This is a genomic window from Pseudomonas sp. YQ_5, assembly GCF_043103305.1.
GTDB classification, from domain to species: domain Bacteria; phylum Pseudomonadota; class Gammaproteobacteria; order Pseudomonadales; family Pseudomonadaceae; genus Aquipseudomonas; species Aquipseudomonas putida_Y.
The window spans coordinates 223,195-246,298 of record NZ_JBICJS010000044.1; the positions used below are offsets into that span (position 1 = coordinate 223,195).

Genomic DNA, 23,104 nt, shown 5'->3' on the forward strand with positions numbered 1-23,104 from the left:
CGCTGGCAGGCTTGGGCGAAAATTCCGTATTGATGCAGGCGCCATCTGCAAGAATTCACAAGCGTAGCATCGGCCGCACCTGCTGCTGAAGGAAGTCGGTAACCGCCTTGATCCGCGGTGTGGCGCGCACATCTTCATGCACTGCCAGCCAGATTTCGATGCTCATGGTCTGTTCGGCGCTGCCTGCTTCCTTCAGGCCATGCTCCTGTGCCATGAACGCGGGCAGGCAGGCGATGCCGATGCCGCCGGCACAGGCTTGGGCCTGGATGCGCAGGTCATTGCTGTGCAATGCGAACGGCTGTTGGCCGGCCTGGAGGTTGAGCCATAGCTGCTGTGGTGAACGGGCCTGGGACTCGTCGTAGCCGATGTAGCGCCTTGCCGTTGCGCTGGCCAGGTAACCGGCCGACGCGTACAGCCGGTAATCCAGGTGCCCCAGCAGGCTGACCACCAGAGTTGGCTCTGTCGGCCTGGCCAGGGCGATGCTGATGTCGGCTTCGCGGCGTGCCAGGGATGCCTTGGATTTGCTGCCTACCAGTTTCAGGCGCAGCTGTGGGTAGCGCTGGTAGAGCTCGCCCAGGCGCCGGGCGACGATACTGCCCAGCAGCGCCGGTGGTGCCGAGAGCACCACTTCACCTTCCACTGCCTGTTGGCCGGCGCTGGCGAAATGCTCCAGGGCAAAAGAGGACATGGCCATCTGCTCGGCGAGTTCCGCCACACGCTGGCCTTCGTGGGTGAGGGCATAGGCGCGGGGGCGCCGGTCGACGAGCTTGAGCTTGAGCGAAGCTTCGAGTGAGGCGATGCGCCGAGCCACGGTGGCGTGGTCGACACCCAGGGTCTTGGCGGCGGCCGACAGCGAGCCGGCCGAGCTGAAGGCGGAGAAATGGCGCAGGTCTTCCCAATCGAACATGAATGACTCGGCAGTGGCGGGTGCATAACGGGGTAGGGTAACCCTTTATGACCAGGCCGGCTTCAATGCCCGCCTTTCATCCGCCGCGCCACCAGGTAGATGCCCAGGCCAACCAGCGCAGTCGCGGCGCCGATGTACCCGGTGCTTGTCCAGCCCATACCCGCAGTAATCGCCATGCCTCCCAGCCATGGCCCCAGGGCATTGGCCAGGTTGAACGCCGCATGGTTCGACGCCGCTGCCAGGCTTGGCGCTTCATGGGCAATGTCCATGAGGCGAATTTGTAGCGGTGCCGCCAGGGCGATCATGGTGCCCACCAGGCCGATGCCCAGCAGCAGGCTCCACAGCGCCTGGGCGGCGAAGGTAAAGAACAGCAACACGGCAATCGACCACATCAGTACCAGCCCCACGGCGCGGAACTGCAGGCGGTCGAACAGCTTGCCGCCTGCGATGTTGCCAACGATGCCGCCCACGCCGAACGCCGCCAGCCCGAACGGAATCCACTGTGGCGACACCTGGGTCACTTGCAGCATGGTCGGTGCCAGGTAGCTGAACACGCAGAACATGCCGGCAAAACCGATCGAAGCGATGGCCAGCGCCATCCAGACCTGCGGGAGGGCAAAGGCCTGTAGCTCCTTGCGCGGGTCGCTGCGTGTTTCGTCGTGGCGCTGGGGCACGAAACGCCAGACCAGGGCGATGGTGCACAGGGCGATCGCGCCGACCAGCACGAATGCCGAACGCCAGCCGAAGTACTGGCCCAGGAGGGTGGCAACCGGGTTGCCGAGCAACATGGCCAAGGTCAGGCCCATCATCACCCGGGCAACCGCCCCCGCGCGCTGATCCTTGGCGACCATGCTCGAGGCCACCACTGCGGCAATGCCGAAGTAGGCGCCGTGGGGCAGGCCGCTGATGAAACGGAATGCGACCAGGCCACCGAACGCGGGGGCAAAGGCAGTGGCCAGGTTACCCACGGCATACAGCAGCATCAACAGCAGCAGCATGTGCTTGCGCAGCAGTTTGGCACCGAGAATGGCCAGCGTCGGGGCGCCAACCATCACCCCCAGCGCATAGGCGCTGATGGCATGGCCCACCTGCGGCTCGCTCAACTGCAAATTGCTGGCAATGTCGGGCATCAGGCCCATGATGGCGAATTCGCCGGTGCCGATGGCAAAGCTGCCCAGTGCCATGGCGGCTTCCATCTTGGCGACGGTGCTTTTACTGGGTAGCGGGGGGCGTTCCTGGACTGACATCTCTATCCCTATTGAAACATGCTGAAACGTTCAAGGCGGGATGATAGTCAATCGATGGCAGCAACGTCGAGGACGCTGCCCCCGTCTGGCCCTTAGCGTTCCAGGTAATGCGTCTGTGCAGCAAAGTCGATGAACCGCTTGCTGGCCAGCGACAGGTATTCCCCCGAGCGCCAGCACAAGCGGAAACTCATTTGCTGTGCCGGCCGGAAGGGCACACCGACGATACCTGGCGTACGTTGCTGCACCGAGCGCAGCAAGGTCGCCACCCCCATGTTGTCCAGCGCGGCCTGCACTACCAGCGAGACGAAATTGCTCTGTAGCGCCACCTGGTAAGTGATCCCATGTTCGGCGAAGAACGCATCCAGAAGATGGCGTTGAACGAAGGTGCGATCGAACACCACCATGTCGGTATTGCGCAGGTCTTCGGCGGTGAGGAAGGCTTTGCCGGCATAGGGATGATCAGGGTGCATGCACGCCAGCATCTCGTCGCTGCCCAGCAGGATCGACTCCTTGTCGGGCGGCACACGCCGGGACTCCAGCAGCGCCAGGTCGATTTCCCGTTGCTCCAGGCGGTGGCCAATGTCTTCGGCACTGCCTTCGAACACGGTCATGGCAATGCCCGGGTACAACTGGCGGAAGGCGTTCATCAACCCGGGGACGTAGTGCAGGCCGAACATCGGCGGAATACCCAGGCGTACTTCACCACGCTTGAGGTCGGCCATGTCGCGCAGTTCTTGTCGGGCAATATCCATTTCGCGCAGGGCGGAGGCAATGCGCGGCAAGAACTGCTCGCCCTCTGCCGTGAGAATCACTTTGCGCGTGGTGCGGTTGAACAGGGTTACCCCCAGTTCTTCTTCCAGCCGGGTAACGGCCATGCTCAGCGCTGGCTGGGCGATGTGCAGGTGCTGCGCGGCCTTGGTGAAGCTGCCTTGGCGGACGATTTCGACACAGCAGCGCAATGCCTTGAGGTTCATTGAGGGGTGCTACCTTTCATGCGAGATGCATTTATAACGAACTGTGATGCTAAGCATCATAACAATATATTTATTATTATTAACCAGAGGGCCTACGATGCGCGCCACTGAGACATCCTGCAACATCTCAGTCACGCAGTTTAATAAATCTGCAATCCCACAAAGATTTTGAGGTAGTACCCCAAATGGCCAAGGCCGCCGATGTCGTTGTGCAATGCCTGGAAAATGAAGGTGTCGAGTATGTATTCGGCATCCCCGGTGAGGAAAACCTCGACCTGCTCGAATCCCTGCGCAAGTCGAAGATCAAGCTGGTACTGACCCGTCACGAGCAGTCTGCAGGTTTCATGGCTGCCACCTACGGTCGCTTGACCGGCAAGACCGGCGTCAGCCTGTCGACCCTCGGCCCTGGTGCCACCAACCTCGTGACCGCCAGCGCCTACGCCTACCTGGGCGGCATGCCGATGATGATGATCACCGGGCAGAAGCCGATCAAGAAGTCCAAGCAGGGTCGCTTCCAGATCATTGACGTGTGCGGCATGATGGACCCCATCACCAAGTACACCCACCAGTTCGCCTCGGCCGACAACATCCCCGCCCGCATGCGCGAAGCCTTCCGCCTGGCCGAAGAAGAAAAGCCGGGTGCGGTGCACCTGGAGCTGCCGGAAGACATCGCCGCCGAGCAGACCGACGCGCTGCCGATCCCGCGCAGCCTGCACCGCCGCCCGCTGGCCGAGCACGTGGCCATCGAAGCCGCTGTAGAAAAACTGCAGAACGCGCGTAACCCGATCCTGGTGATCGGTGCCGGCGCCAACCGCAAGATGACCGCCAAGGTCCTCAAGCAACTGATCGACAAGACCGGCATCCCGTTCATCACCACCCAGATGGGTAAAGGTGTGGTCGACGAGCGCCACCCGCGCTTCTTGGGTAACGCTGCCCTGTCGTCCGGTGACTTCGTTCACCGCGCCATCGAAGCGGCCGACCTGATCATCAACATCGGCCACGACGTGATCGAAAAGCCGCCGTTCTTCATGGTCCGTGGCGGCACCGAAGTCATCCACATCAGCTTCCGCTCTGCCGAAGTCGATGCCGTGTACTTCCCGCAGGTGGAAGTGATCGGCGACATCGCCAACGCCGTGTGGCAGATCAGCGAAGCGCTGAATGACACTTCGCACTGGGACTTCACCCGCCTGATGGCCATCCGTGAAGCCAACGAAGCACAGATCGCCGAAGGCGCCGACGACGACCGCTTCCCGGTCTACCCACAGCGCATGGTTGCTGACATCCGTCGTGTATTGCCATCCGAAGGCATCGTCGCCCTGGACAACGGCATCTACAAGATCTGGTTCGCCCGCAACTACAAGGCGCACAAGCCGAACACCGTGCTGCTGGACAATGCCCTGGCGACCATGGGCGCCGGCCTGCCATCGGCAATGGCTGCGCACCTGGTGCACCCGGACCGCCCGGTAATCTCGGTGTGTGGCGACGGTGGCTTCATGATGAACAGCCAGGAACTGGAAACTGCAGTACGTCTGGGCATGCACATCACCGTGGTGATCCTGCGTGACGACGGCTACGGCATGATCCGCTGGAAGCAGGCCAACATGGGCTTCACCGATTTTGGCCTGGACTACGGCAACCCGGACTTCGTCAAATATGCCGAAGCCTACGGCGCCAACGGCCACCGCGTGGAAAGCGCCGAAGGCCTGCTGCCGCTGCTGGAGCACTGCATCAAGACCCCGGGCGTGCACGTGATCGACTGCCCGGTCGATTACAGCGAGAACGACCGCATCCTCAACAGCGAGCTGCGTGAGCGCGCGCTGGCGGTGTAAGCCCTGACAGGCCGGCGCCGTCCTTTTTCAGGGGCGGCATTGCGCTGCAAAAGGCCCGTATAGCTGACAGTGATATGTCGGCTTTACGGGCTTTTTCATGGCACAAGGCTGCCTCTGTATCCCACTCACCCCAGATCAAGCAGGCCTTGCAGGCTGGCCAGAATGGCATTGGCGTCGTAAGGCTTGCGCGCGACGGGCACATGCTGCAAGTGCTCGGGAATGCTGATGCCTTCGCCATAGCCGGTGGCAAAGAGGAACGGGACCTGCCGGCGAACCAGTTCATCCGCTACGGAAATGGAGGTTCCGGTGCCCAGGTTGACATCCAGTATTGCCGCGTCCGGTTTGTGGCTGCCAAGCAGTTGCATGGCTTGGTCCTCGGAACTGGCGGTGATCACGTCCTTGATTTGCGCATCATTGAGGATTTGCTCCAGGCCTACTGCAATCACCAGTTGATCCTCGAGTATCAGCACACGCAAGCCCGAGCACGCTGAAAAGGCACCGTTTGCATGGGCCAGAGGCGTGGCCGGGAGAGCGGCTTCTGCCGCTTCGGCTACGGAAAGGTGCTTGGCCGGGATTCTGAAAAAGCCTTGCAGGCCTTCGGGGTGATATTCCACCGTGCTGGTGCCACCCAGGTCGAACGGGATGCTGCGGTCGATCAGCACCGTGCCGAAGCCGCTGCGGCTGGGCGGGCGTACCGTTGGCCCACCACTTTCCTGCCAATTGATGGCACAGGCGTGGGTGGCGTCGATTGCCCAGCTCACCGAAAGCTTGCCGCCGGCCCGCGATAGCGCGCCATACTTGGCCGCGTTGGTGGCCAGTTCGTGCAGCACCAGCGCCATGACCGAGTACGCGCGCGCATCGAGGATGACGTTCGGGCCCTGCAATTCGATCACGCTGGCAGCCGTGCGATAGGGCAAAAGCTCGGCCTCCAGCAGATTCGTCAGGCGCCCGCCACCGTCACCACGCACCACCTGGTCGTGGGCCAACGACAATGCCTGGATACGCCCTTTCAGCGTTGCCACATAGTCCTGCAGGGTCTGGCTCTCCGGGGTCGGATGGGCAACCAGTGCACCAATCAGCGACAGGATGTTCTTGACCCTGTGGTTGAGCTCTTCGTTGAGCATGCGCTGGCGCACTTCAGCCTTGGCGCGTTCACTGGCGAGCAGCTCGCTGTTGTGCAGCACCACTTCGACGATAGCGGTACGGATGGCATCGCCAAACTGGCGGTCCTGCTCGGTCCAGGGTAGCGACTGCTGGTGAACCGTTTCTTTCCAGATGGCGAAGCTTTTGCGTGGCGTCAGGCGATCGCCCAACGCGCCGCTGTCATAGGTCTTGTTCGGGTCCCCGGCCCAGTCGAGTGTCTCGACCACCTCCTTGCGGAAGAAGATCAAGTAATCCCTTGGGTGTTGCGACATCGGGATGATCAGCACACCCGACACATCATTAAAATACGCCTGGGCCGACGGGATCACTGTCGACAGGCGATTGGACGCCCAGATTCGGCCTTCGCTGACCATGTCTGCCAGGCGCAGCAGATCAGGCACGGCCGTTTGGGGCGGCGCCAGCCCTGCGGACGACCAGCGGCCCAGCAGTGACATGCCGATGCCGTCGCAGGGAATCAGCGACATCAACCGGGGCAGGCGTGCGTGGAAAAACCCATCGATGTCCGCAGCCTGGTTGGCGTCGCGCAGCAGGCTGTCCAGCGCTTTGTGGATGCGCACGGCGGCTTCGAGTTTTTGCCGGCTATGCAGGGTCTCGATATGCAGGGAGAAGAACTCACCGAACATTTCGGCGGCCACACGTTGCCCCATGGCCAGCGTGCGCGGTGCGTAGTGATGGCAGGCAATCATTCCCCACAGCTCGCCATTGACGATGACTGAAATCGACATCGAGGCGCCCACGCCCATGTTGCACAGGTATTCGCAATGGATCGGCGAGACACTGCGCAGGTGCGCGTAGGACAGGTCGAGCGGTTCGCCCGAGGGGTCGAGCACCGGGTTGATGGCGACCGTTTTGAACTGGGCGTCGGAGATTACCCGGATCGGGTTGCGCAGGTAGAGCGCGCGGGCTTGCTGGGGGATATCGGAGGCCGGGAAGTACTGGCCCATGAAGCTTTCGAGGTCGCCACGCTTGGCCTCGGCAACCACCTTGCCGGCGCCGTCTGCTCCCAGCTGGTAGATCATTACCCGGTCGTAACCGAGCACCGCCCTGACAAAACGGGCGGCATCGCGGAACAGCTTGCTGGTCTGGTCGATTTCGCGCAGTTGGGCAATCAGCGTGCGCGCCAGCTCGATCGGTTCAGCGATGCTCGCGCCGGCGGGTTCGAATTCGAGGATTGCCGTGCCTTTGTACAAGTGGGCGGCGATGTCGAAGGCCTCGCCGTTGGGCAGCGTCACGCCGAAACTGAGCGCGGGCCGCGAGGCGTCCCGGGTACGGGCGAGTGCGTTGCGAAGCGTATGCGCGACCTCGTCGCCCAGCACCGCGTGCAGTTTCTGACCATTGATATCGTTTGTTACACCCAGCACTTGTGGGGCGTTGACCGAATGGCGCAGCACCACGGTCGCTGAGGCATCACAGGCCAGCAGGCAGCCATGGGGCTGGATGCTCCCGGGAATCTGGATGGGCTCCCGGTCGCAGTTGGTCAGGTTAACTTGGGGGTTGTAGGTCATTGGCCCGTGCCTGTGGGTAAGGGGAGGCGGGCAGCAGGTCCGCCATCGTGCGTCAGCCTAGCAGGCATTGCACGCCTTGGGGATGGCGGGCCGCTCCAGTCCAGGGCAGTGCGCTGCTGCTGATGAGTCAGCTTTGGAGTACAGATGTGCTCTTGTCGAGAATCGCTTGAAGGCAAGCTGCGATCAATGGTCTCATCCCGCGCTTGAGCCAACTGGTATTGCAAGATGAACCGCCCACTGTTTATTTCCATCGATGGGCCCAAGGGTACCGGCAAGACCACGCTGCTGGAGGCCGTCACTCAAGCCTTGCGGCTGGACGGGAACAAGGTGATCCGCCTCTGCGAAAGAAAGAATGACCCTCACCGGGGCGAGACCATGGCCTTGGTCAACCAGCTTTCCAGAAGCCCTTGCCAGGACCTTGAGTTCAAGGTTTGCGAGCGCTTCGCTGAAAGCCGCGCCTGGATTTCCCGGCATGTACTGCCCAGGCAGCCCGCTGACAGCATTATCCTGATTGATCGCTGGTACCCCTCTGACGCTGCGTTTCGCCGCACAGTGCCGTTTGACAAGATCCTGCGCCTGAACCTCGAACGGAACGTGCAAGTACCCGATCTGCATGTCGGGGTGGTCACAACGCCTGAAACCTCATGGGCAAGGGCCGCGGCGCGCACACGTGGGCTGGGCAGTACGGTGATCCATAACCTGGATGAACAGGTTGCCTGTACCGAGGCGTTCGAGCGTGCAGTTGCAGAGCAAGGCTGGGTGCTGTGCCGCAATGAAGGGACTGTCGACGAGGCAACGCGGCAGGTCGTTCGCGAGATTCAGGGCGTGCTTCGACACCTCTGAGGCAGGGGTGAATACTGCCTTTGCAGGTGTCAGGCGCCCTGCCGGTCGATGTCACGGCGCAGGACTACCGACGTGGTGATGTCATCCACCGATTCGTGACGTGCCACGTTGTCGCGTACCTGGTTGAGGTCGTCGATCGTCCGGGTCTCCACTTCAACCACCAGGTCAAGCTGACCGCTCACCGATGAAACCCGTCGCACGCGCGCGTCCGTTGCCAACTGGTCGAGCAGCCCCATGGCAGGCGTGCGCTGCAACGTCACCAGCAAGATGGCGCGTATGACGTTGGCGTCTATTTCGCCGATGTCAGCGCGATAACCGCGAATGATCCCGCTGCGTTCAAGGTTGGCTACCCGCTCGGTGGTGGCGCTTCTGGAAAGGCCTATGCGGCCGGCTAATGCCTTGAGCGCAATGCGCGCGTCCTTTGACAGTACCTCAAGAATCTCACGATCTTTAGCGTCCAGATCACGCATTCCACCCCCTTGATAAACTTGCCGTCATAATGCCGGTCGGAACCGGCATTATGCCTGTTGCGCCCGACCGTATGCAGGGTGTCCGTTTCGGCGGTGCATGACAAGCTATTGCAAAAACAATTCGCGCGCTCGGAACCTGATGATATGACAGACCTTTCCCACCCGGCACCTCGGTTTTCGGCAAGCGATGCAGAGGGCCTTGCAAAAGATTTCTTCAATGTCACCGGCACTGCAACGCCCCTGGATGGGGAGCGTGATCGCAATTACCGGCTGGATACGGGCGTAGATGCAGGCTGGATACTGAAAATCGTCAATGCCAGCGAGCCCAGGGTAGAAAGCGAGTTTCAAACCGCGCTACTCGATCACCTGGCCGTGCATGGCGCGCATTTGGGCGTGCCACACCTGCGGGCCAGCGTGACTGGCGACTACCTGCCATCTGTGGCCAGCAGCACGGGTGAAATGCACGCTGTGCGGCTTGTCAGCTGGCTGGCCGGCACGCCACTTGCCAAGGCCAGTCGTTCGATGGCGCTGATGAGAAACTTCGGCCAGGCACTCGGTGAACTTGACCGTGCCCTGCAGGGCTTCATGCACCCGGGCGCAGTCCGCGACCTGGACTGGGACTTACGCCACGCTGCGCGTTCCCGCTCGCGGTTGCATTGCATCAAGGACCCTGATCGCCGGGCCATTGCCGAGCGCTTCATCGCCCGGTTCGAACAGGCTGTACAGCCGAAGCTGGCGTCCCTTCGGGCCCAGGTGATCCACAACGACGCCAACGACTGGAACATCCTGGTCGATGCCGAAACGGCCGGTAACGTGACTGGCTTCATCGATTTTGGCGATGCCGTGCACACCGTTCTGATTGCCGAGGTCGCGATCGCCAGCGCGTACGCCATTCTCGACATGGACGACCCGATCGGCGCTGCGGCTGCGCTGGTGGCCGGCTTCCATGAGAAGTACCCGTTGCAACCGCAAGAGCTTGATGTGTTGTTCAACCTGATAGCCATGCGCTTGGTCATCAGCGTCACGTTCTCTGCTTCCCGGCAGGACCAGACCGACGACAACCCTTACCTGGCGATCAGTGAAGCGCCTGCCTGGCGCCTACTGGAGCAGCTTGATTCGATGAACCCACGGTTGGCCACCGGCATTCTGCGCAAGGCCTGTGGTTTCGATGCCATCGAAGGTGCGGGGGAGGTCCGCCGCTGGATTGCCGACAACCACAAGTCGTTTGCCGACCTGGTGCGCCCGTCAGCGGCCATTCTCGACAAGGTGATCGCGCCGTTTGGCGATGCCAGCCATGAGATGACCATCGCCTCGGCCCAGCAGCGCCCGGCAGATGCGACGCGGTGGTGGAATGAATTCTCTGCCGCGCACAAGGTGGCGCTGGCCATCGGACCATGGGGCGAGATACGTGCCATCTATACCGACAGCGCCTTCGAGTCTCGCTTCATCAAGGGGCAGCACCGTACCCTGCATATCGGGGTAGACCTGGTGATGCCAGCGGGTACCCCGTTGTACGCACCGATCGCCGGCACCGTCAGAAGCGTAGAGGTCGAGCCAGGCCCGCTGGGTTATGGCGGCCTGGTGATGCTCGAGCATACCCCACCCAGTTGCCCGCCATTTTTGACGCTGTGGGGGCACATGGCCCACGAGGCGCTCAGCCGTTTGAAGGCCGGTGACAAGCTTGAAGCTGGCGATCTGGTCGGCTACATGGGCAGCGATCACGAGAACGGCGGCTGGATTCCCCACCTGCATCTGCAGGTGGTCACTGATACCCGGCTGAGCGCGCACGAGGTCATTGGCGTGGGTGAGCCAGCGTACCGCGACGCGTGGGCCGACCTGTTCCCCGATGCTTCGGCCCTGGCCGGTATCCCGCCAGAGACCTACAGCCAGCAGGGGATGACCAAGGCCCAGATCATTACCAGGCGCAAGGAACTGCTGCTCCCTAACCTGTCCATTTCGTACACCGATCCGATCAAGTTCGTGCGCGGGGATGGCGTATGGCTGATCGACAACTTCGGGCGGGCCTACCTGGACTGCTTCAACAACGTCTGCCACCTGGGCCATAGTCATCCCGACGTGGTCGAGGCCCTGACCCGCCAGGCTGCGCTGCTCAACACCAATACCCGCTACCTGCACGACAATATCGTCGAATACGCCGAACGCCTGACCGGCACTTTGCCAAAGGGCCTTTGCGTAGCGTCCTTTGGCTGCTCGGGGAGTGAGGCCAACAGCCTGATGCTGCGTATGGCGCGCAATTACACAGGCAGTGATCAGGCGATCGTGCTGGACTGGGCCTACCACGGCACCACGCAGGAACTGATCGATCTGAGCCCTTACAAGTACAAGCGCAAGGCGGGTAAGGGCAGGGCGGCGCATGTTTACGAGGCCGTAGTCCCGGACAGCTACTACGCCCCCGAGCACTGGCCCGTGGAAGCGCACGGCAAGCGCTTTGCCGAGTCGGTGGCAGAGCAGCTGGATGCCATGCGCAAGGCAGGCAAGCGCCCCGGTTTTTTCATTGCCGAGTCGATCCCGAGCGTGGCGGGGCAGGTGTTTTTGCCCGAACACTACCTCAAGGAGGTGTACGCCATGGTGCGAGCCGAAGGTGGGCTGTGCCTGGCCGATGAGGTTCAGGTGGGTTTTGGCCGGGTCGGCAGCCACTGGTGGGCATTCGAGACCCAGGGCGTGGTCCCGGATGCCGTCAGCATGGGCAAACCCATTGGTAACGGCCACCCGATGTCGGCGGTAGTGACCACGCGCGAGGTTGCCGATGCTTTCAACAACGGCATGGAGTATTTCAATACCTTCGCCGGTAACCCAGTGTCATGTGCGGTAGGCCTGGCGGTGCTCGATGCAATCGAGCGCGACCAGTTGAAAGAAAACGCCTTGAATGTCGGCCATTACCTGCTCGATGGTTTGCGCAAGCTTCAGCAGCAATTCGACGTGATTGGTGATGTGCGCGGGTTGGGCCTGTTTCTCGGCGTCGTGCTGGTTACCGACCGCCAGTCGAAGGCGCCAGCCACGGCCCTGGCCAGAAAAGTGGCGGATGGCGCCCGGGAGCGTGGCGTGTTGATCGGCACCGAAGGCCCGCATGACAACGTGCTGAAAATGCGGCCCTCGATGATTTTCAGCCGGGCCAATGCGGACTTTCTTCTCGAGGTGCTGAAAGACAGCTTCATCGCGGCGCTGAAATAGCGTTTCAGGGCGAGCAGGGCGTGTCCATGAGCACGTCCTGCGTCGCGCCTGTCTGGCGCTCTGGGCAAGTTGCCAGATTCAAGCCCCTCTGATGCCCAGGCCTTCGCGAGCCTGGCCATGCAGGCCGGATGCTTCTGGCAATGCCGTGACCTTGATCGCTCGCACCGGTACGGCGAACCTTGCGCCGATTTTCGAAAACCGCTCCAGCAGCCTGAAGTTGATCGCCTGCTGAATGTCCATGTACAGGTTGTAGCCTGGGTCCTGGACGATGTAGACACACTCGAACTCCAGCGCCTCTTTGCCGAAGCCGCGCAGGTGAGCGCGATCGAAACGCGCCTGCTCCTGGGCCTTGATGGCGTCTTCTACGATGCCTGGCGCTTTCTTCACAGCCTCGGTTGGCGTGTCGTAGGAAAGCCCGAACTCGAACACGATGCGACGCTCTTGCAAGCGCTTGTAATTCTGGATCGTGCTGCTGATCATGCTGGCGTTGGCCATGACGATCTGTTCGCCACCAAGGCTGCGGATGCGTGTGGTTTTGAGGCCGACGTGCTCAACGGTGCCCGCCAGGGGCCCAATGACGATGAAGTCACCGATCTCGAACGGCTTGTCCACGGCGATCGACAACGAAGCGAACAGGTCGCCGAGGATATTCTGCACAGCCAGCGCCACCGCGATGCCGCCCACGCCAAGGCTGGCGACGAAGGCGGTGATGTTCACCCCCAGGTTCGACAGCATCGCCAGCACCACCACAGACCACAGCAGTACCCGCGCGCCCCAGGCCGAAAGGGTAGCCAGCGCGCTGCCCTGGTTCAGGCCGTCGGTACGGTGGCGGGCGAAGTAGCGGCTCAGGCCCAGGCCGATGGCGCGGTTGGCCCACAGGCCAATCTGCAGGGCCGCGACCACGAACCACAGGCTGCTGACCCTGCTCAGCCAGCGCTCGGGCAGGTCGAGCATGCTCAATCCCACCAGCAATGAGGCCAGCAACAACAGAAAGTTGCTGGTGCCGGAAAGCACCTTGGCCATTACCTGGCTCAATGGGCCTTCGTGTTCGGACCACCGCCGTATCCGGCGTATCAGGAAACTGATTGCGGCACGGGCGACCATGAAGGTCACGATGGCGACTGTCAGCGCCACCAGCAGATTGAGAATGGAGATGCCAAATACGGTGGTGTCGCTGAAAAACGCGATGATGCGGTCGTTCATGAGTACCTCGCCTCTGGGTTGATTTGCCAAGGTGCTTTCTTGGGACGTCAAAGAGGCGCTACAGGTCGATCGGATTTCACCGCGCGGGGCAGGCGGAGTCAGTCTCAGTACATTTTTTCAATAACCGCAACAGTTTGTTCAGCATTGGCACGACTTGCGGGGTTCGATTGCCAACGCACGCTTGCCGCAACGGCTGCAGGCCCATGCCAACCTGCACCTGTTCGACGATGCCGTGCGCACGCTGCGCCCAGCGCCGGGTGAGACTGCGGCCCAGGACCCTGCATAGCAACTCCCTGGATAGGCTAGTGCTGCTTGCGCAATGCTTCCTGCTCCGGTTCGGCGACCGTGACCCGGTTACGGCCCGATACCTTGGAAAGGTACATGGCGCTGTCTGCGCTGCTGAGCAAGGCGCTGAGCTCAGTGGCAGGGGCCTTCGCGAACGCTAAACCTATGCTTGCGGTGACCGGGTGTTGCTCATTTACACGCAGTTTGGCTATCAGGGCCCGCAGGCGCTCGGCAACCTCGATGGCCGTGGCTAACGGTGTATTGGGCAGCAGGATGGCGAACTCCTCGCCGCCCAGCCTGCCGGCAATGTCGTTGTCACGCAGGCTGGCACTGATCACTGCACCGATGCGCTGCAGCACCTGGTCGCCTGCGGCATGCCCGAACGTGTCGTTGATCTGTTTGAAATGGTCGACGTCCAGCATCAACACGGCCATGAATGCACCTGCGTCCTTGCACCGGGCGTGTTGCGTCGACGCGTTGTCGAAAAAAGCACGTCGGTTGTTCAGGCCAGTCAGTTCGTCCGTGCACGAGGCCACCATGGCCAGCCGATGCGCGCGTTGCATTTCGTGTTTCAGGCGCCAGGCCGTCGTCAATGCAGAGGACAGGCTTTGCGTCGCGCTGACCACGAACCAGGCGAATACCAATACCGCCAAGGCTATCCCTTGTTGCAGCGTGGAAGGTTGCAGCAGTAGCCAGCCCGTAGAAGGCAGCAAGACCAGGCCCATCGACACCAGGGTCATGTTGCGGTAAGAGGAGTAGCACGACACCGCGCTGACAGACATCCCGACGGCAAACAGCATGATCAGCGTCTGCCCCAGCGCGTCGTCGGCGGGCATTACGGCAAATGCGCCCCAACCCCAGATAGCCGCCGACAGCATCAGCGTGACCCAGTAACGCCACTCCCAGCGTTCGGCCGTGCGCTGGTTGGCCGGTGCCCGCAGATAGGCGAAGAACATGGCGGCACGCACGCCGGTCGACAGGCCCAATAACGTCATCCAGACGATGACCCTTTGCTGGTCGAAACGCTCCCAGCCCAGCCAGCACAGCATTACGGCGGCCAGGAAGCTGCCAAGCACCGCAGGCGCTGACTGGACGAACAGTTGCTCGAGCCGATCCGTCCGTACGTAATGCGCTATATCATCATGAGGATCAAGGTCTGTCATGGCTGGCGCTTCGACTGGTGAACGGTAGCAGATTCTGGCACTTTGCCGGCACCCTGGAAAAGGTTTATGGCGTTCACGTGTGATGCCGTTCGCCACGTTCGAGTGCCAGCGGCAGCAAGCGTTGCGGCAGTGTAATGACAATATTGGTCAGCGGGATCAGGCGGCCAGGGCCTTGCATTCCTTCAGACAGGCAGCGCAGGAGTCTGCACACGCCTTGCATTCGGGATGCTCGTTTTCGTGTTTGCGGCACTGCGTTTCACAACTGGCACAGACATCAGCGGCCACCTTGGCCATGGCCGGCGTGAAGCGGGAGCCTTGCAGGGCCAGCTTCATCAACGCACTGCAGGTAGCCAGCAGCTCGCTGACGGACTGGGCACAGGCCGCCATTTGCGTGTCACCTTGACCAAGCAGTACCAGACAGTGCGCCAGGCACGCCTCACCGGTCTTCTGGCAATCGCTGCTGCTGTCTATCAGCCCGGCAAACGGCCTGGCGCCGGCAGTGCCATGGTCATGTTGATGTGCGTGCTCATGAGTGGCGGCCAGTGCAGAACTGGTCATCGCCACGGCTACGGCACCTGCGACGGTTTTCAGCATTTCACGTCGTTGCATGGATCGTTTCCTTGATCGAAGTCGGCCTTGGCTGCGCAGGGCTGCGCGCGCAGATCAGTATCGCGAACATAGACTGTTTTCCGAGAATCCGAAAGCCAGGTGGTGTCAGTGTGCAGCTGTTGGCAAGCCTTGCGGCGATGGCCTCTTCTGCGGGCGTGCAGGCAACACCGCCGACTGCAACTGCTGGCCTACGGGGTGCGCAAAGCACAGGTCGTGCGTGACGGGGCGTTCCTCCACGATGCGCCCGCCGTGCAGCAGCACGACCCGTTGGCAGAAGTACTGCACCAGGCTCAGGTCATGGCTGATCAGCACGAAAGCGGTGCCGCTGCGCTGGCGTAGCGCTTCCAACTGCTGCAGGACCTGCAACTGCAACAGCCGGTCCAGGTTCGACAACGCTTCGTCGAGCACCACCAGCTGCGGCGAGGCGGCCAGCGCCCGGGCGATGTTGGCACGCTGCAACTGGCCGCCACTCAACTGTTGCGGCAGGCGTTCGGCATGCTCGGCGCGCAGGCCCATTTCGTCCAGCAGTTCAAGGGTGCGCGTCTGCCGGGCGGCTTCATCCATGTCGGTCAGGTGGCGCAGCGGTTCGGCGATGCTCCAGCCGATGCTGCGCTGCGGGTTGAAGGCGCTAGGGGCGTCCTGGAACACCAGTTGCACCGTGCGCTGAAAGTTGCGCGCCTGCTCACCTTTGAGCTGGCTGACATCCTGGCCGGCAAAGCTCACCTGGCCCTGGGCCGGTTTTTCCAGCCCGAGCAGCAGCCGTGCGAGCGTGCTTTTGCCGCTGCCGCTGCTGCCGAGCAGTCCGATGGATTCGCCAGCGTGCAGTTGCAGGTCGATACCGTCGAGTACCTGCAGCCAACCGCGTTTGCGCAGCAGCCCCCCTGTACGATAACGGTGGCCAACGTGGTGGACGTGCAGCAAGCTCATGGTTGGCTCCGGCAAAGGACCTGGTGGGCGTGGAGGAGGGTGCGGGCAGTGGCACTGGCGGGGCGCTGGAACAGCTCATGGGCCGGTTGGCATTCAACAATGTGGCCGGCCTCCATCACCGCGACCTGGTCTGCGCAGCGCGCTACCACCCCCATGTCGTGGGTCACCAGCAATACCCCCAGCCCATGCACCTGCACCAACTCCATCAGCAGGTCGAGAAAACGCGCCTGACTCAGGGCATCGAGGTCGCTGGTGGGTTCGTCTGCCAACAGGAATGGGGTTTCGGCCATCAGCGCCAGGGCGATCATCATCCTTTGCAGCATGCCACCGCTGAGCTGAAAAGCGAACGATTGCAACACCCGCTCAGGGTCTGCCAGGCCGACAGCATCCAGGCAGTGGGCCATCCGCGCCCGTGCTGACGCGCCGGTGATGCCTCGCTGCCTGAGCGTTTCGATGGCATGGCTGGCCATGTTGCGCACCGGGTTGAAGGCGCTGCGCGGGTTTTGCAGCACCAGGCTGGCCAGGCGACCTCGGACACTGCTTGCAGCCAGCGGCTGGCCGTCGAGCAGCAGTTGTCCTTGGGTGCGGGCAAGGCCAGGCGGTAGCAGGTCGAGGAAGCCAAGGCAGCTGAGGGATTTGCCCGAGCCGCTGGCACCTACCAACGTGCAGACTTCTCCGCGGCGCAGCTGCAAGTCAACGCCATGCACCAGCACGCCGGCCTGGGTTTCTATGCGAAGGCCACGGATTTCAAGCAACGACGGACTCATTCAATGGCGCTCCTGTGCAGGGTCAAGGCGGTCACGCAGCGCATCGCCCAGCAGGTTGAAGGCCATCACCGAGAAGAAGATCATCAGCCCTGGCAACAGCAGCAGTTGTGGCTGGGTCCAGATGAATTCCTTGGCGTCGTTGATCATCACGCCCCATTCGGCGGTGGGTGGCGCCACCCCGAGGCCAAGGAACGACAGGCCGGAGACGTGCAGCATCATGTGGCCGATGTCCATGGTTGCCAGCACCAGCAACGGGCCGGCGATATTGGGCAGCACATGCTGGCGCAGCCGCGCCCAGCGTGAAGCGCCGGCCAGGCGTGAAGCCAATACGTATTCGCGGCCGCGCTGGGCAATCACCAGGGCGCGCACCATGCGCGCATACCAGGCCCAATGGGACAGGGCGATGGCGATGATCACGTTGCTCAGGCCAGTGCCCAGCAAGGTGACGAAGAAAAATGCCAGTACCAGCGTGGGGAAGGTCATGAACATGTCGCACAGGCGCATCAACAGCAGGTCGGTGCGCCCACCGACGAACCCGGCCACACCGCCGACCGCGAGCCCCAGCGCCAGTACCAGCGCCAGGGTCAGTATCACGCTGCCCAAGGACAGGCGCGTGCCGACGATCAACCGCGAAAGCAGGTCGCGCCCGAGGTGGTCTGTGCCCAGCCAGTGACTGGCGTCTGGCGCCTGCAGGCGCTGGCCGAGGTCGACCAGGTCGGGGTCATGCGGGGCGATCCAGTGGCCGAACAGCGCCAGCACCGCCAGCAGGCCGACCAGGGCCAGGCCGATCATCAGGCTGGGGCGGCGCAGCAGCAATGGCTGACGCAGGGCAGCGTGCATACTCATGCGTTCACCCCTTCCAGCCGGCTGCGAGGATCAAGCCAGGCGTAGCACACATCGACTATCAGGTTGCAGATCATCAGCAGACCGGTCAGTAGCAGGGTGAAGCACTGCATCACCGGGAAGTCGCGGTTCAGCACTGCCGACACCGCAAAACGACCAACGCCAGGCCAGGCGAAGATCGTCTCGATCACCAGTGCGCCGCCGATCAGTTCGCCGATGTGCATGCCGGTGGCCGTCACCAGCGGCAGCCAGGCATTGCGCAGGATATGGTCGCGCCAGACGTGCCGTTCGGGAAGGCCGCGGGCACGGGCATAGGTGACGTGCCGCTGCCCGCCGGCATCCAGCAGGCTGGCACGCAGCAGGCGGGCGTTGATCGACATCGACATCAGGGCGATCGCCAGCACCGGCATCACCAGGTGCCCGGCCCCTCCGCGCCCCAGTGGCGGCAGCCAGCCCAGCCACAGGGAAAAAAGCGCTATCAGCAGAAACGCCAGCCAGAAATTGGGCATGGACACCCCCAGGAAGGTCACTGCCCGCACGGCGTGGTCGGGCCAGCGCCCTTGCCAGCGGGCCGCCAACAGCCCCAAGGGGATCGATAGCAGCAGCGTGCAGGCTAACGCCAGGCCGCCGAGCTGCAGGGTGGCGGGCAGGTAGTAGAGCAGGTCATCGAGCACGGGACGGCCGGTGATGTAGGAGATGCCGAAGTCCAGATGCACGGCGTTCCACAGCCAGCTCAGGTATTGTGCATACAGCGGGCGATCCAGCCCCAGGGTATGGCGCACTTCGGCAATGGCGGCGTCGGTCGGTGGAATGTGCGAAAGCCGAAGGTAGTCCAGCGCCGGGTCTGTGCTGCCCAGGTGCAGCAGCACGAACACCAGCAACGAAGCGCCAAGCATGACCGGTACAAGCAGCGCCAGGCGCAACAGGATGTAGCGCAACATGTCAGTCTCCCTGTTTTGGCGTCATGGTTTCGAACGGCACATCGAACAAGGTGCTGCCGAACTGGACCTTGGCCACCGAGTCTCGGCGTACGCTGATGGCCGTGAGATGCGAGATGGGCAGGTAGACGGCTTGTTCGTGCAAGGTGGTGAGGATGAAGCGGTACTGCTCGGCACGCTGCTGTTCGTCGGTGCTGGCCAGCACTTGGCCAATGCGCTTGTCCAGTTCGTCCTTGATTGCCAGCCCACGTTGGGCCATGTAGTCGGCATGGCCGGCGTAGCGCATGGAGCTGACGAACGAATGCGGGTCGTAGGGCGCGCCCCAGGTGTCGGCGAAGATCATGCCGAAGTCGCCGTCGCGTTGACGCCGCACCAAAGCCCCTTCTTCAACCGCACGCAGGTCGATGTGGATGCCGATTTTTGCCAGCTCGCCCTGCAGCACTTCGGCCAGGCTCTTCTGCAAGGCACTTGTGCCGAGAAATACCAGCTCGATGGCCAAGGGTTCGCCGTCTTTACTGCGCACAGAAGCACCTGGGGCCAGCCTCCACCCGGCAGCATCAAGGGCGTGGGTGGCGCGCGCCGGATCGTAAGGGTAGGGCTTGAGGCCGATATCGGCATAGGGCATGTTGCTGGCGAACAGAGTATCTGCCCGGGGCTCAAGGCCGTAGAGAATCTTGTCGATGATGGCTTGCTTGTCCACCGCCTCGTTGATCGCCTGGCGTACCGCCAGATCGCGGGTAGCACCACGGCCGGTGTTCATCGCCAGGGTGCGGGTGGCCAGCGGTGCCGACAGTGCGGTGGCATAGCCCTGGTCACGCAGGCGGACGAACGTACCGGCCGTGATCTCGCCGGCGGCGCCCTGGATCAGCTCGACCTCGCCGGCCTGCAGGGCCAGCGCGCGGCTGTTGGGGTCTGGAATGACCTTGACCATGACCTCGCCGTAGGCTGGCTTGGGCCCCCAGTACTGGGGGTTGCGCACGAAGCGGTCGTATTCGCCCAAGCGTGATTCGGCGCGTACCCAGGGGCCGGTACCGGCCGGTTGGCCGGGTTTGGCCTGAGGCGAGGCAAAGCGCAATGGGCGAACCTGGGCCAGCTCCATCAGCGTCGGGTAGTAAGGGTGCTTGAGGACCAGGCGCAGGGTCAGGCGCTCAGGCGCTTCAACGTGGTCCAGTGTGGTCACCAGTTCCATCCAGCGGTGACGCTGAGTGTTGGCCAGGACGGCATCGAGGTTGGCTTTGGCCGCGGGCGCATCGAAGGGTGTGCCATCGCTGAAGCGCACGCCGTCGCGAAGGGTGAACGTGTAGGTCTTGCCGTCGTCCGAAACCTGCCAGGCCTCAGCCAGCCATGGCTCCAGCGTACCGGCGGCGGTATAGCGCACCAGGGGTTCATAGACCATGGCCTGGGCGTACATCTGGTTGGGGGAATAGCCACGCGGGTCGAGCGGCCCGGCATTCACAGGCCAGGAGTACACCAGCTGCGGCCCTTGCTCGGCGGCGCGGCTGGCCGGTGCAGCAGCGCACGCAGCAAGAAGAAGGATGCCCCACAGGGCAGGCTTTCGTTTACCAGGCTGCTGCTTCACACTACGTCCCCCACTTCACGGAGGCCGTAGGCTAAAGCGTGGTGGGTATGATGTCTACGTGAAATCATCTTACCGGAAGTTACAGAATGCAACGAATCACCATCACGCTGGATGAAGAGCTGCTCGACGTCATCGATCGGCGGGTGGCGACCCAAGGCTACCAGGGCCGCTCGGAGGCCATCCGCGACCTGTTGCGTGCGGGGATGCGCGAGTCTGAAGCCTTGCCGGACGATGCCGCCTGCGTGGCCGTGGTCAGTTACCTGTACGACCACAGCACCCGTGAACTGCCCAGACGGCTCAACCAGACCCTGCACGCCCACCACGATCTGACCCGATCCACCCTGCATGTGCACCTGGATGCCGGCCACTGCCTGGAGGTCTCGGTGCTGCAGGGCGAAAGCGGCCGAATTGGCGAGTTGTCTCGCCAATTGATGGTTGAGCGCGGCGTGGAACATGGCCAGGTGCAGGTGATCCCGGCTCCGGGGCAGCCGAAGGTGCGCTGAGACGCTGCGTCACTTGTTCGTGACGCGATCGGCCCAAGGGCCGTTACTCAGAAGTCCAATGTCAGCCCGGCATACAGCGCACGACCGTCACCCGGGGAGTGCAGGGAAGCATCCGCACCGTCCGGGTCGTACCACACGTACTCGTAGTAGCGGTTGGTGAGGTTCTTCAACTGCAGGTCCACGCTCATGGTTTCGCTGAGCTTGTATGTCGCGCCGAGGTTCATCAGTACGTAGCCGCCATACGTACCTTGGGTGTTCTCCCGCTCCAGGTAGTAGTTGGTCTGCCCGTTCGCCCAGGCAGTCAGCTGCAGCGCGGGAGTGGCCTGGTAGCTGATGCCGGTGTTCCACAGATGGTGTGGCACGTGATCGATTTCCTGGCCTTTGCTGCCTGGTAACGCGCTGCTGGGCTCGAGGATCTTGGAATACTGCCAGGAGTACGACATCCATACCTCAGTGCGTTCGTCCGGGTGCAAGTTGACCTGTAGGTCGTAGCCCCAGCGGCGTGTCTCACCGACATTGTCCGACTCCCCGCTGGGGTCGTTCAGGCGGCGGCTCACTTCGCCAGAGGCGTCCTGACGCCAGTAGGCCACGCGGCCATCGACCCAGCTGGCCGGGGTGAACTTGATGCCGGTTTCCCAGCCTTCGTTGATCGAAGGGTCCAGGTCCTCGTTGCGCGGCGGCACCTTGTAGGCCGCCGCACCGGTGCCGACCTGGAAGGTGCGGCCCCAGTTGGCGTAGACGCTGGCGAACTTCCATGGCGAATAGACAATGCTGAGCTTGGGCTGCTTGATCAGGCCGTAGTCATTTATGTCGTAGTCCTGCCCGGTCATCTTGTTGGTGAAGTCACCACTGATCTTGTCCACCCGGTAGGCCGGTACGATCTTCAGCGATTCGAATGGCTCGATCTCCGCCTGCACATAGGCGCCGACCGTGTTGAAGTCGAAGTCCTGGTCGCGTGTCTGCGCCTGGCGTACACGCTCCACGGTACGGTAGCGCTCGCTGCGGTTCTGTTGCTTCTGCACATCGCTGCCACCTTCCAGTGCAAAGGCGTGCAGCCAGTCCACCTGTGGCCGCCAGGTCAGCGAGGTGATGGCGCCGTACTGGTCCTCGTAGGTGTCGCGTTCCTGCTGTGAACTGGTGCGCCAGTACTGCGTCCAGCGACGGTCGTCATAGGTGTTGAGGTAGGTCTTGGCCGACCAGGACAGGGTCTCGGCCAGGTCGGTGTCGAAGTGCACGCTGACCTGGTTCATTCGCCGCGTGCCTTTGTCCGTGGCGTTGTAGTCATTGCTCATGCGCGGATGATGGCGGGCGTCATCCTCGGTCAGGTAGCCGGCCTCCTGGGCTTCGGACTCGTAGTGGCGCGCGATCAGGCCAAGGCGATAGCTGCCATCGTCAGGGGTATAGAACCATTTACCGCCGAAGCTGTAGCGCTCGGTGTCGGCATGGTCGCGGTAGCCGTCGACCTGCTGGCGGGCGAAGAAGTAGTTCTGCGTCCAGTTGCTGGTCTCGATGCCCTTGGCCAGTTGCACCTCGCGGGTGTTGAAGCTGCCGTAGCGCAGGCGCGCCTTGTTGTAGTTGCCGCCGGTGCGGGTGTTGATATTGACGTTACCGGCGATGTTGTTCAGGCCATAGCGCGGGTCGCTGGTGCCGCGCACCACTTCGATGCTGTCGATGTCCATGGGGAACACCGAGTCGATGAAGGGCATGTTGCCGTCGTTGGTGTTGCTGGGGATGCCATCGATCAGCAACTTGACCGCGTTCACTTCGCCTTCGCCATTGAAGCCGCGAAACGACAGCTTGCCCGAGGTGGTGCCCTGGTTGAACTCGGTCAGCATCACCCCTGGCGCGCGACTGAACAGTTCCCAGCTGTAGGTCACGGGCATTTTTTCGAGGATATCACCGCCCAGGATGTCCACCGAGCTGAGCACGCTGCTGGTGGCCAGAGGGCCGCTTTCGGTGCTGGTCACGTTGACCGCGCCAAGGGTGAGGGTGGAGTTTTCAGCAGGCAAAGTTTCGGCAACGGCCAGTGACAGCGGGCTGAGGCTGAACACAGCGAGTACGGGCAGGACAGCGCGTGCGGTGCAACGGAACGCAGGCATGGAAGGTTTCCTGGTCAGACAGTCGGGCAAGGCTGCGCACCGCAGGTCACGGGGCAG

19 protein-coding genes are annotated in these 23,104 nt (G+C 62.5%); 5 read left to right on the top strand and 14 right to left on the bottom strand.

The features are described 5' to 3' along the window. Positions 1–55: 55 nt before the first annotated feature. From ACF8EA_RS09220 to ACF8EA_RS09230, 3 genes are all read right to left on the bottom strand, one after another. The gene (locus ACF8EA_RS09220) at positions 56–907 is read right to left on the bottom strand and encodes a LysR family transcriptional regulator (protein ID WP_392521685.1); all 852 of its coding nucleotides are present in this window, start codon (positions 905–907) and stop codon (positions 56–58) included. A gap of 62 nt (positions 908–969) precedes the next feature. Continuing rightward, complete coding sequence (locus ACF8EA_RS09225) at positions 970–2,154, bottom strand: MFS transporter (protein ID WP_392521687.1); 1,185 nt, start codon at positions 2,152–2,154, stop codon at positions 970–972. A gap of 92 nt (positions 2,155–2,246) precedes the next feature. After that, the gene (locus ACF8EA_RS09230) at positions 2,247–3,128 is read right to left on the bottom strand and encodes a LysR family transcriptional regulator (protein ID WP_021783794.1); all 882 of its coding nucleotides are present in this window, start codon (positions 3,126–3,128) and stop codon (positions 2,247–2,249) included. 185 nt (positions 3,129–3,313) lie between these two features. Between ACF8EA_RS09230 and ACF8EA_RS09235 the strand changes: the two genes are divergently transcribed. After that, a complete protein-coding gene (locus tag ACF8EA_RS09235; RefSeq protein WP_084850271.1) occupies positions 3,314–4,957 on the top strand; it encodes an acetolactate synthase large subunit in 1,644 nt (547 codons plus the stop codon). A 125-nt stretch (positions 4,958–5,082) separates the two neighbouring features. On the opposite strand, the gene ACF8EA_RS09240 is transcribed toward ACF8EA_RS09235, so the two are convergent. Then, positions 5,083–7,626, bottom strand: a complete 2,544-nt coding sequence (locus ACF8EA_RS09240) for an HWE histidine kinase domain-containing protein (protein WP_392521688.1) — start codon at positions 7,624–7,626, stop codon at positions 5,083–5,085. A gap of 225 nt (positions 7,627–7,851) precedes the next feature. Here ACF8EA_RS09240 and ACF8EA_RS09245 point away from each other — a divergent pair, with 225 nt between their 5' ends. Then, a complete protein-coding gene (locus tag ACF8EA_RS09245; protein ID WP_012052227.1) occupies positions 7,852–8,469 on the top strand; it encodes a dTMP kinase in 618 nt (205 codons plus the stop codon). 29 nt (positions 8,470–8,498) lie between these two features. Here ACF8EA_RS09245 and ACF8EA_RS09250 read toward each other — a convergent pair whose 3' ends face one another. Then, the gene (locus ACF8EA_RS09250; RefSeq protein ID WP_021784634.1) at positions 8,499–8,939 is read right to left on the bottom strand and encodes an Lrp/AsnC family transcriptional regulator; all 441 of its coding nucleotides are present in this window, start codon (positions 8,937–8,939) and stop codon (positions 8,499–8,501) included. A gap of 144 nt (positions 8,940–9,083) precedes the next feature. Between ACF8EA_RS09250 and ACF8EA_RS09255 the strand changes: the two genes are divergently transcribed. Beyond that, positions 9,084–12,131, top strand: coding sequence for an aminotransferase class III-fold pyridoxal phosphate-dependent enzyme (locus ACF8EA_RS09255; protein ID WP_392521690.1), 3,048 nt, complete (start codon positions 9,084–9,086; stop codon positions 12,129–12,131). Between the two features lie 78 nt (positions 12,132–12,209). On the opposite strand, the gene ACF8EA_RS09260 is transcribed toward ACF8EA_RS09255, so the two are convergent. Continuing rightward, positions 12,210–13,334 carry a mechanosensitive ion channel family protein gene (locus ACF8EA_RS09260; protein WP_021784636.1) on the bottom strand — a complete coding sequence of 375 codons (1,125 nt, stop codon included), beginning with the start codon at positions 13,332–13,334 and terminating at the stop codon, positions 12,210–12,212. A gap of 154 nt (positions 13,335–13,488) precedes the next feature. Here ACF8EA_RS09260 and ACF8EA_RS09265 point away from each other — a divergent pair, with 154 nt between their 5' ends. Next, complete coding sequence (locus ACF8EA_RS09265) at positions 13,489–13,620, top strand: hypothetical protein (RefSeq protein WP_021784637.1); 132 nt, start codon at positions 13,489–13,491, stop codon at positions 13,618–13,620. 16 nt (positions 13,621–13,636) lie between these two features. Here ACF8EA_RS09265 and ACF8EA_RS09270 read toward each other — a convergent pair whose 3' ends face one another. The 7 genes from ACF8EA_RS09270 to nikA all read right to left on the bottom strand — a co-directional run bounded on the left by ACF8EA_RS09270 (position 13,637) and on the right by nikA (position 20,445). Then, positions 13,637–14,695 (bottom strand): diguanylate cyclase, encoded by a 1,059-nt coding sequence (locus ACF8EA_RS09270; protein ID WP_367251004.1) that lies wholly within the window; start codon positions 14,693–14,695, stop codon positions 13,637–13,639. 243 nt (positions 14,696–14,938) lie between these two features. Further along, positions 14,939–15,391 carry a four-helix bundle copper-binding protein gene (locus tag ACF8EA_RS09275; RefSeq protein WP_108190752.1) on the bottom strand — a complete coding sequence of 151 codons (453 nt, stop codon included), beginning with the start codon at positions 15,389–15,391 and terminating at the stop codon, positions 14,939–14,941. 105 nt (positions 15,392–15,496) lie between these two features. Then, the gene (nikE, locus tag ACF8EA_RS09280) at positions 15,497–16,318 is read right to left on the bottom strand and encodes a nickel import ATP-binding protein NikE (protein WP_392521691.1); all 822 of its coding nucleotides are present in this window, start codon (positions 16,316–16,318) and stop codon (positions 15,497–15,499) included. Continuing rightward, a complete protein-coding gene (gene nikD, locus ACF8EA_RS09285) occupies positions 16,315–17,085 on the bottom strand; it encodes a nickel import ATP-binding protein NikD (protein ID WP_392521693.1) in 771 nt (256 codons plus the stop codon). Before nikD ends, nikE begins: the two co-directional genes overlap by 4 nt. After that, positions 17,086–17,931: a nickel ABC transporter permease subunit NikC gene (nikC, locus tag ACF8EA_RS09290; protein WP_392521695.1), complete on the bottom strand. Its 846-nt coding sequence runs from the start codon at positions 17,929–17,931 to the stop codon at positions 17,086–17,088. Continuing rightward, positions 17,928–18,869, bottom strand: coding sequence for a nickel ABC transporter permease subunit NikB (gene nikB, locus ACF8EA_RS09295; protein ID WP_267273942.1), 942 nt, complete (start codon positions 18,867–18,869; stop codon positions 17,928–17,930). The genes nikC and nikB overlap by 4 nt, the downstream gene beginning before the upstream one ends. 1 nt (position 18,870) lies before the next feature. Continuing rightward, complete coding sequence (nikA, locus tag ACF8EA_RS09300; RefSeq protein ID WP_392521697.1) at positions 18,871–20,445, bottom strand: nickel ABC transporter substrate-binding protein; 1,575 nt, start codon at positions 20,443–20,445, stop codon at positions 18,871–18,873. 86 nt (positions 20,446–20,531) lie between these two features. Between nikA and nikR the strand changes: the two genes are divergently transcribed. Next, on the top strand, positions 20,532–20,948 hold the full coding sequence (gene nikR, locus ACF8EA_RS09305; protein WP_010954217.1) for a nickel-responsive transcriptional regulator NikR: 417 nt from the start codon (positions 20,532–20,534) through the stop codon (positions 20,946–20,948). Between the two features lie 47 nt (positions 20,949–20,995). Here the strand turns inward: nikR and ACF8EA_RS09310 are convergent, their stop codons facing one another. Beyond that, complete coding sequence (locus tag ACF8EA_RS09310) at positions 20,996–23,047, bottom strand: TonB-dependent receptor (RefSeq protein WP_392521699.1); 2,052 nt, start codon at positions 23,045–23,047, stop codon at positions 20,996–20,998. Positions 23,048–23,104 lie beyond the last annotated feature (57 nt).

Excerpts from the sequence above, each read along its gene's own strand:
- ACF8EA_RS09260 (WP_021784636.1), bottom strand. The coding sequence starts at position 13,334 with ATGAACGACCGCATCATCGCGTTTTTCAGCGACACCACCGTATTTGGC.
- ACF8EA_RS09235 (WP_084850271.1), top strand. The coding sequence starts at position 3,314 with ATGGCCAAGGCCGCCGATGTCGTTGTGCAATGCCTGGAAAATGAAGGT.
- ACF8EA_RS09240 (WP_392521688.1), bottom strand. The coding sequence starts at position 7,626 with ATGACCTACAACCCCCAAGTTAACCTGACCAACTGCGACCGGGAGCCC.
- nikE (WP_392521691.1), bottom strand. The coding sequence starts at position 16,318 with ATGAGCTTGCTGCACGTCCACCACGTTGGCCACCGTTATCGTACAGGG.
- ACF8EA_RS09275 (WP_108190752.1), bottom strand. The coding sequence starts at position 15,391 with ATGCAACGACGTGAAATGCTGAAAACCGTCGCAGGTGCCGTAGCCGTG.
- ACF8EA_RS09245 (WP_012052227.1), top strand. The coding sequence starts at position 7,852 with ATGAACCGCCCACTGTTTATTTCCATCGATGGGCCCAAGGGTACCGGC.
- ACF8EA_RS09255 (WP_392521690.1), top strand. The coding sequence starts at position 9,084 with ATGACAGACCTTTCCCACCCGGCACCTCGGTTTTCGGCAAGCGATGCA.
- nikD (WP_392521693.1), bottom strand. The coding sequence starts at position 17,085 with ATGAGTCCGTCGTTGCTTGAAATCCGTGGCCTTCGCATAGAAACCCAG.
- nikC (WP_392521695.1), bottom strand. The coding sequence starts at position 17,931 with ATGAGTATGCACGCTGCCCTGCGTCAGCCATTGCTGCTGCGCCGCCCC.
- nikR (WP_010954217.1), top strand. The coding sequence starts at position 20,532 with ATGCAACGAATCACCATCACGCTGGATGAAGAGCTGCTCGACGTCATC.
- ACF8EA_RS09220 (WP_392521685.1), bottom strand. The coding sequence starts at position 907 with ATGTTCGATTGGGAAGACCTGCGCCATTTCTCCGCCTTCAGCTCGGCC.
- ACF8EA_RS09250 (WP_021784634.1), bottom strand. The coding sequence starts at position 8,939 with ATGCGTGATCTGGACGCTAAAGATCGTGAGATTCTTGAGGTACTGTCA.
- ACF8EA_RS09230 (WP_021783794.1), bottom strand. The coding sequence starts at position 3,128 with ATGAACCTCAAGGCATTGCGCTGCTGTGTCGAAATCGTCCGCCAAGGC.
- nikB (WP_267273942.1), bottom strand. The coding sequence starts at position 18,869 with ATGTTGCGCTACATCCTGTTGCGCCTGGCGCTGCTTGTACCGGTCATG.
- ACF8EA_RS09225 (WP_392521687.1), bottom strand. The coding sequence starts at position 2,154 with ATGTCAGTCCAGGAACGCCCCCCGCTACCCAGTAAAAGCACCGTCGCC.
- ACF8EA_RS09310 (WP_392521699.1), bottom strand. The coding sequence starts at position 23,047 with ATGCCTGCGTTCCGTTGCACCGCACGCGCTGTCCTGCCCGTACTCGCT.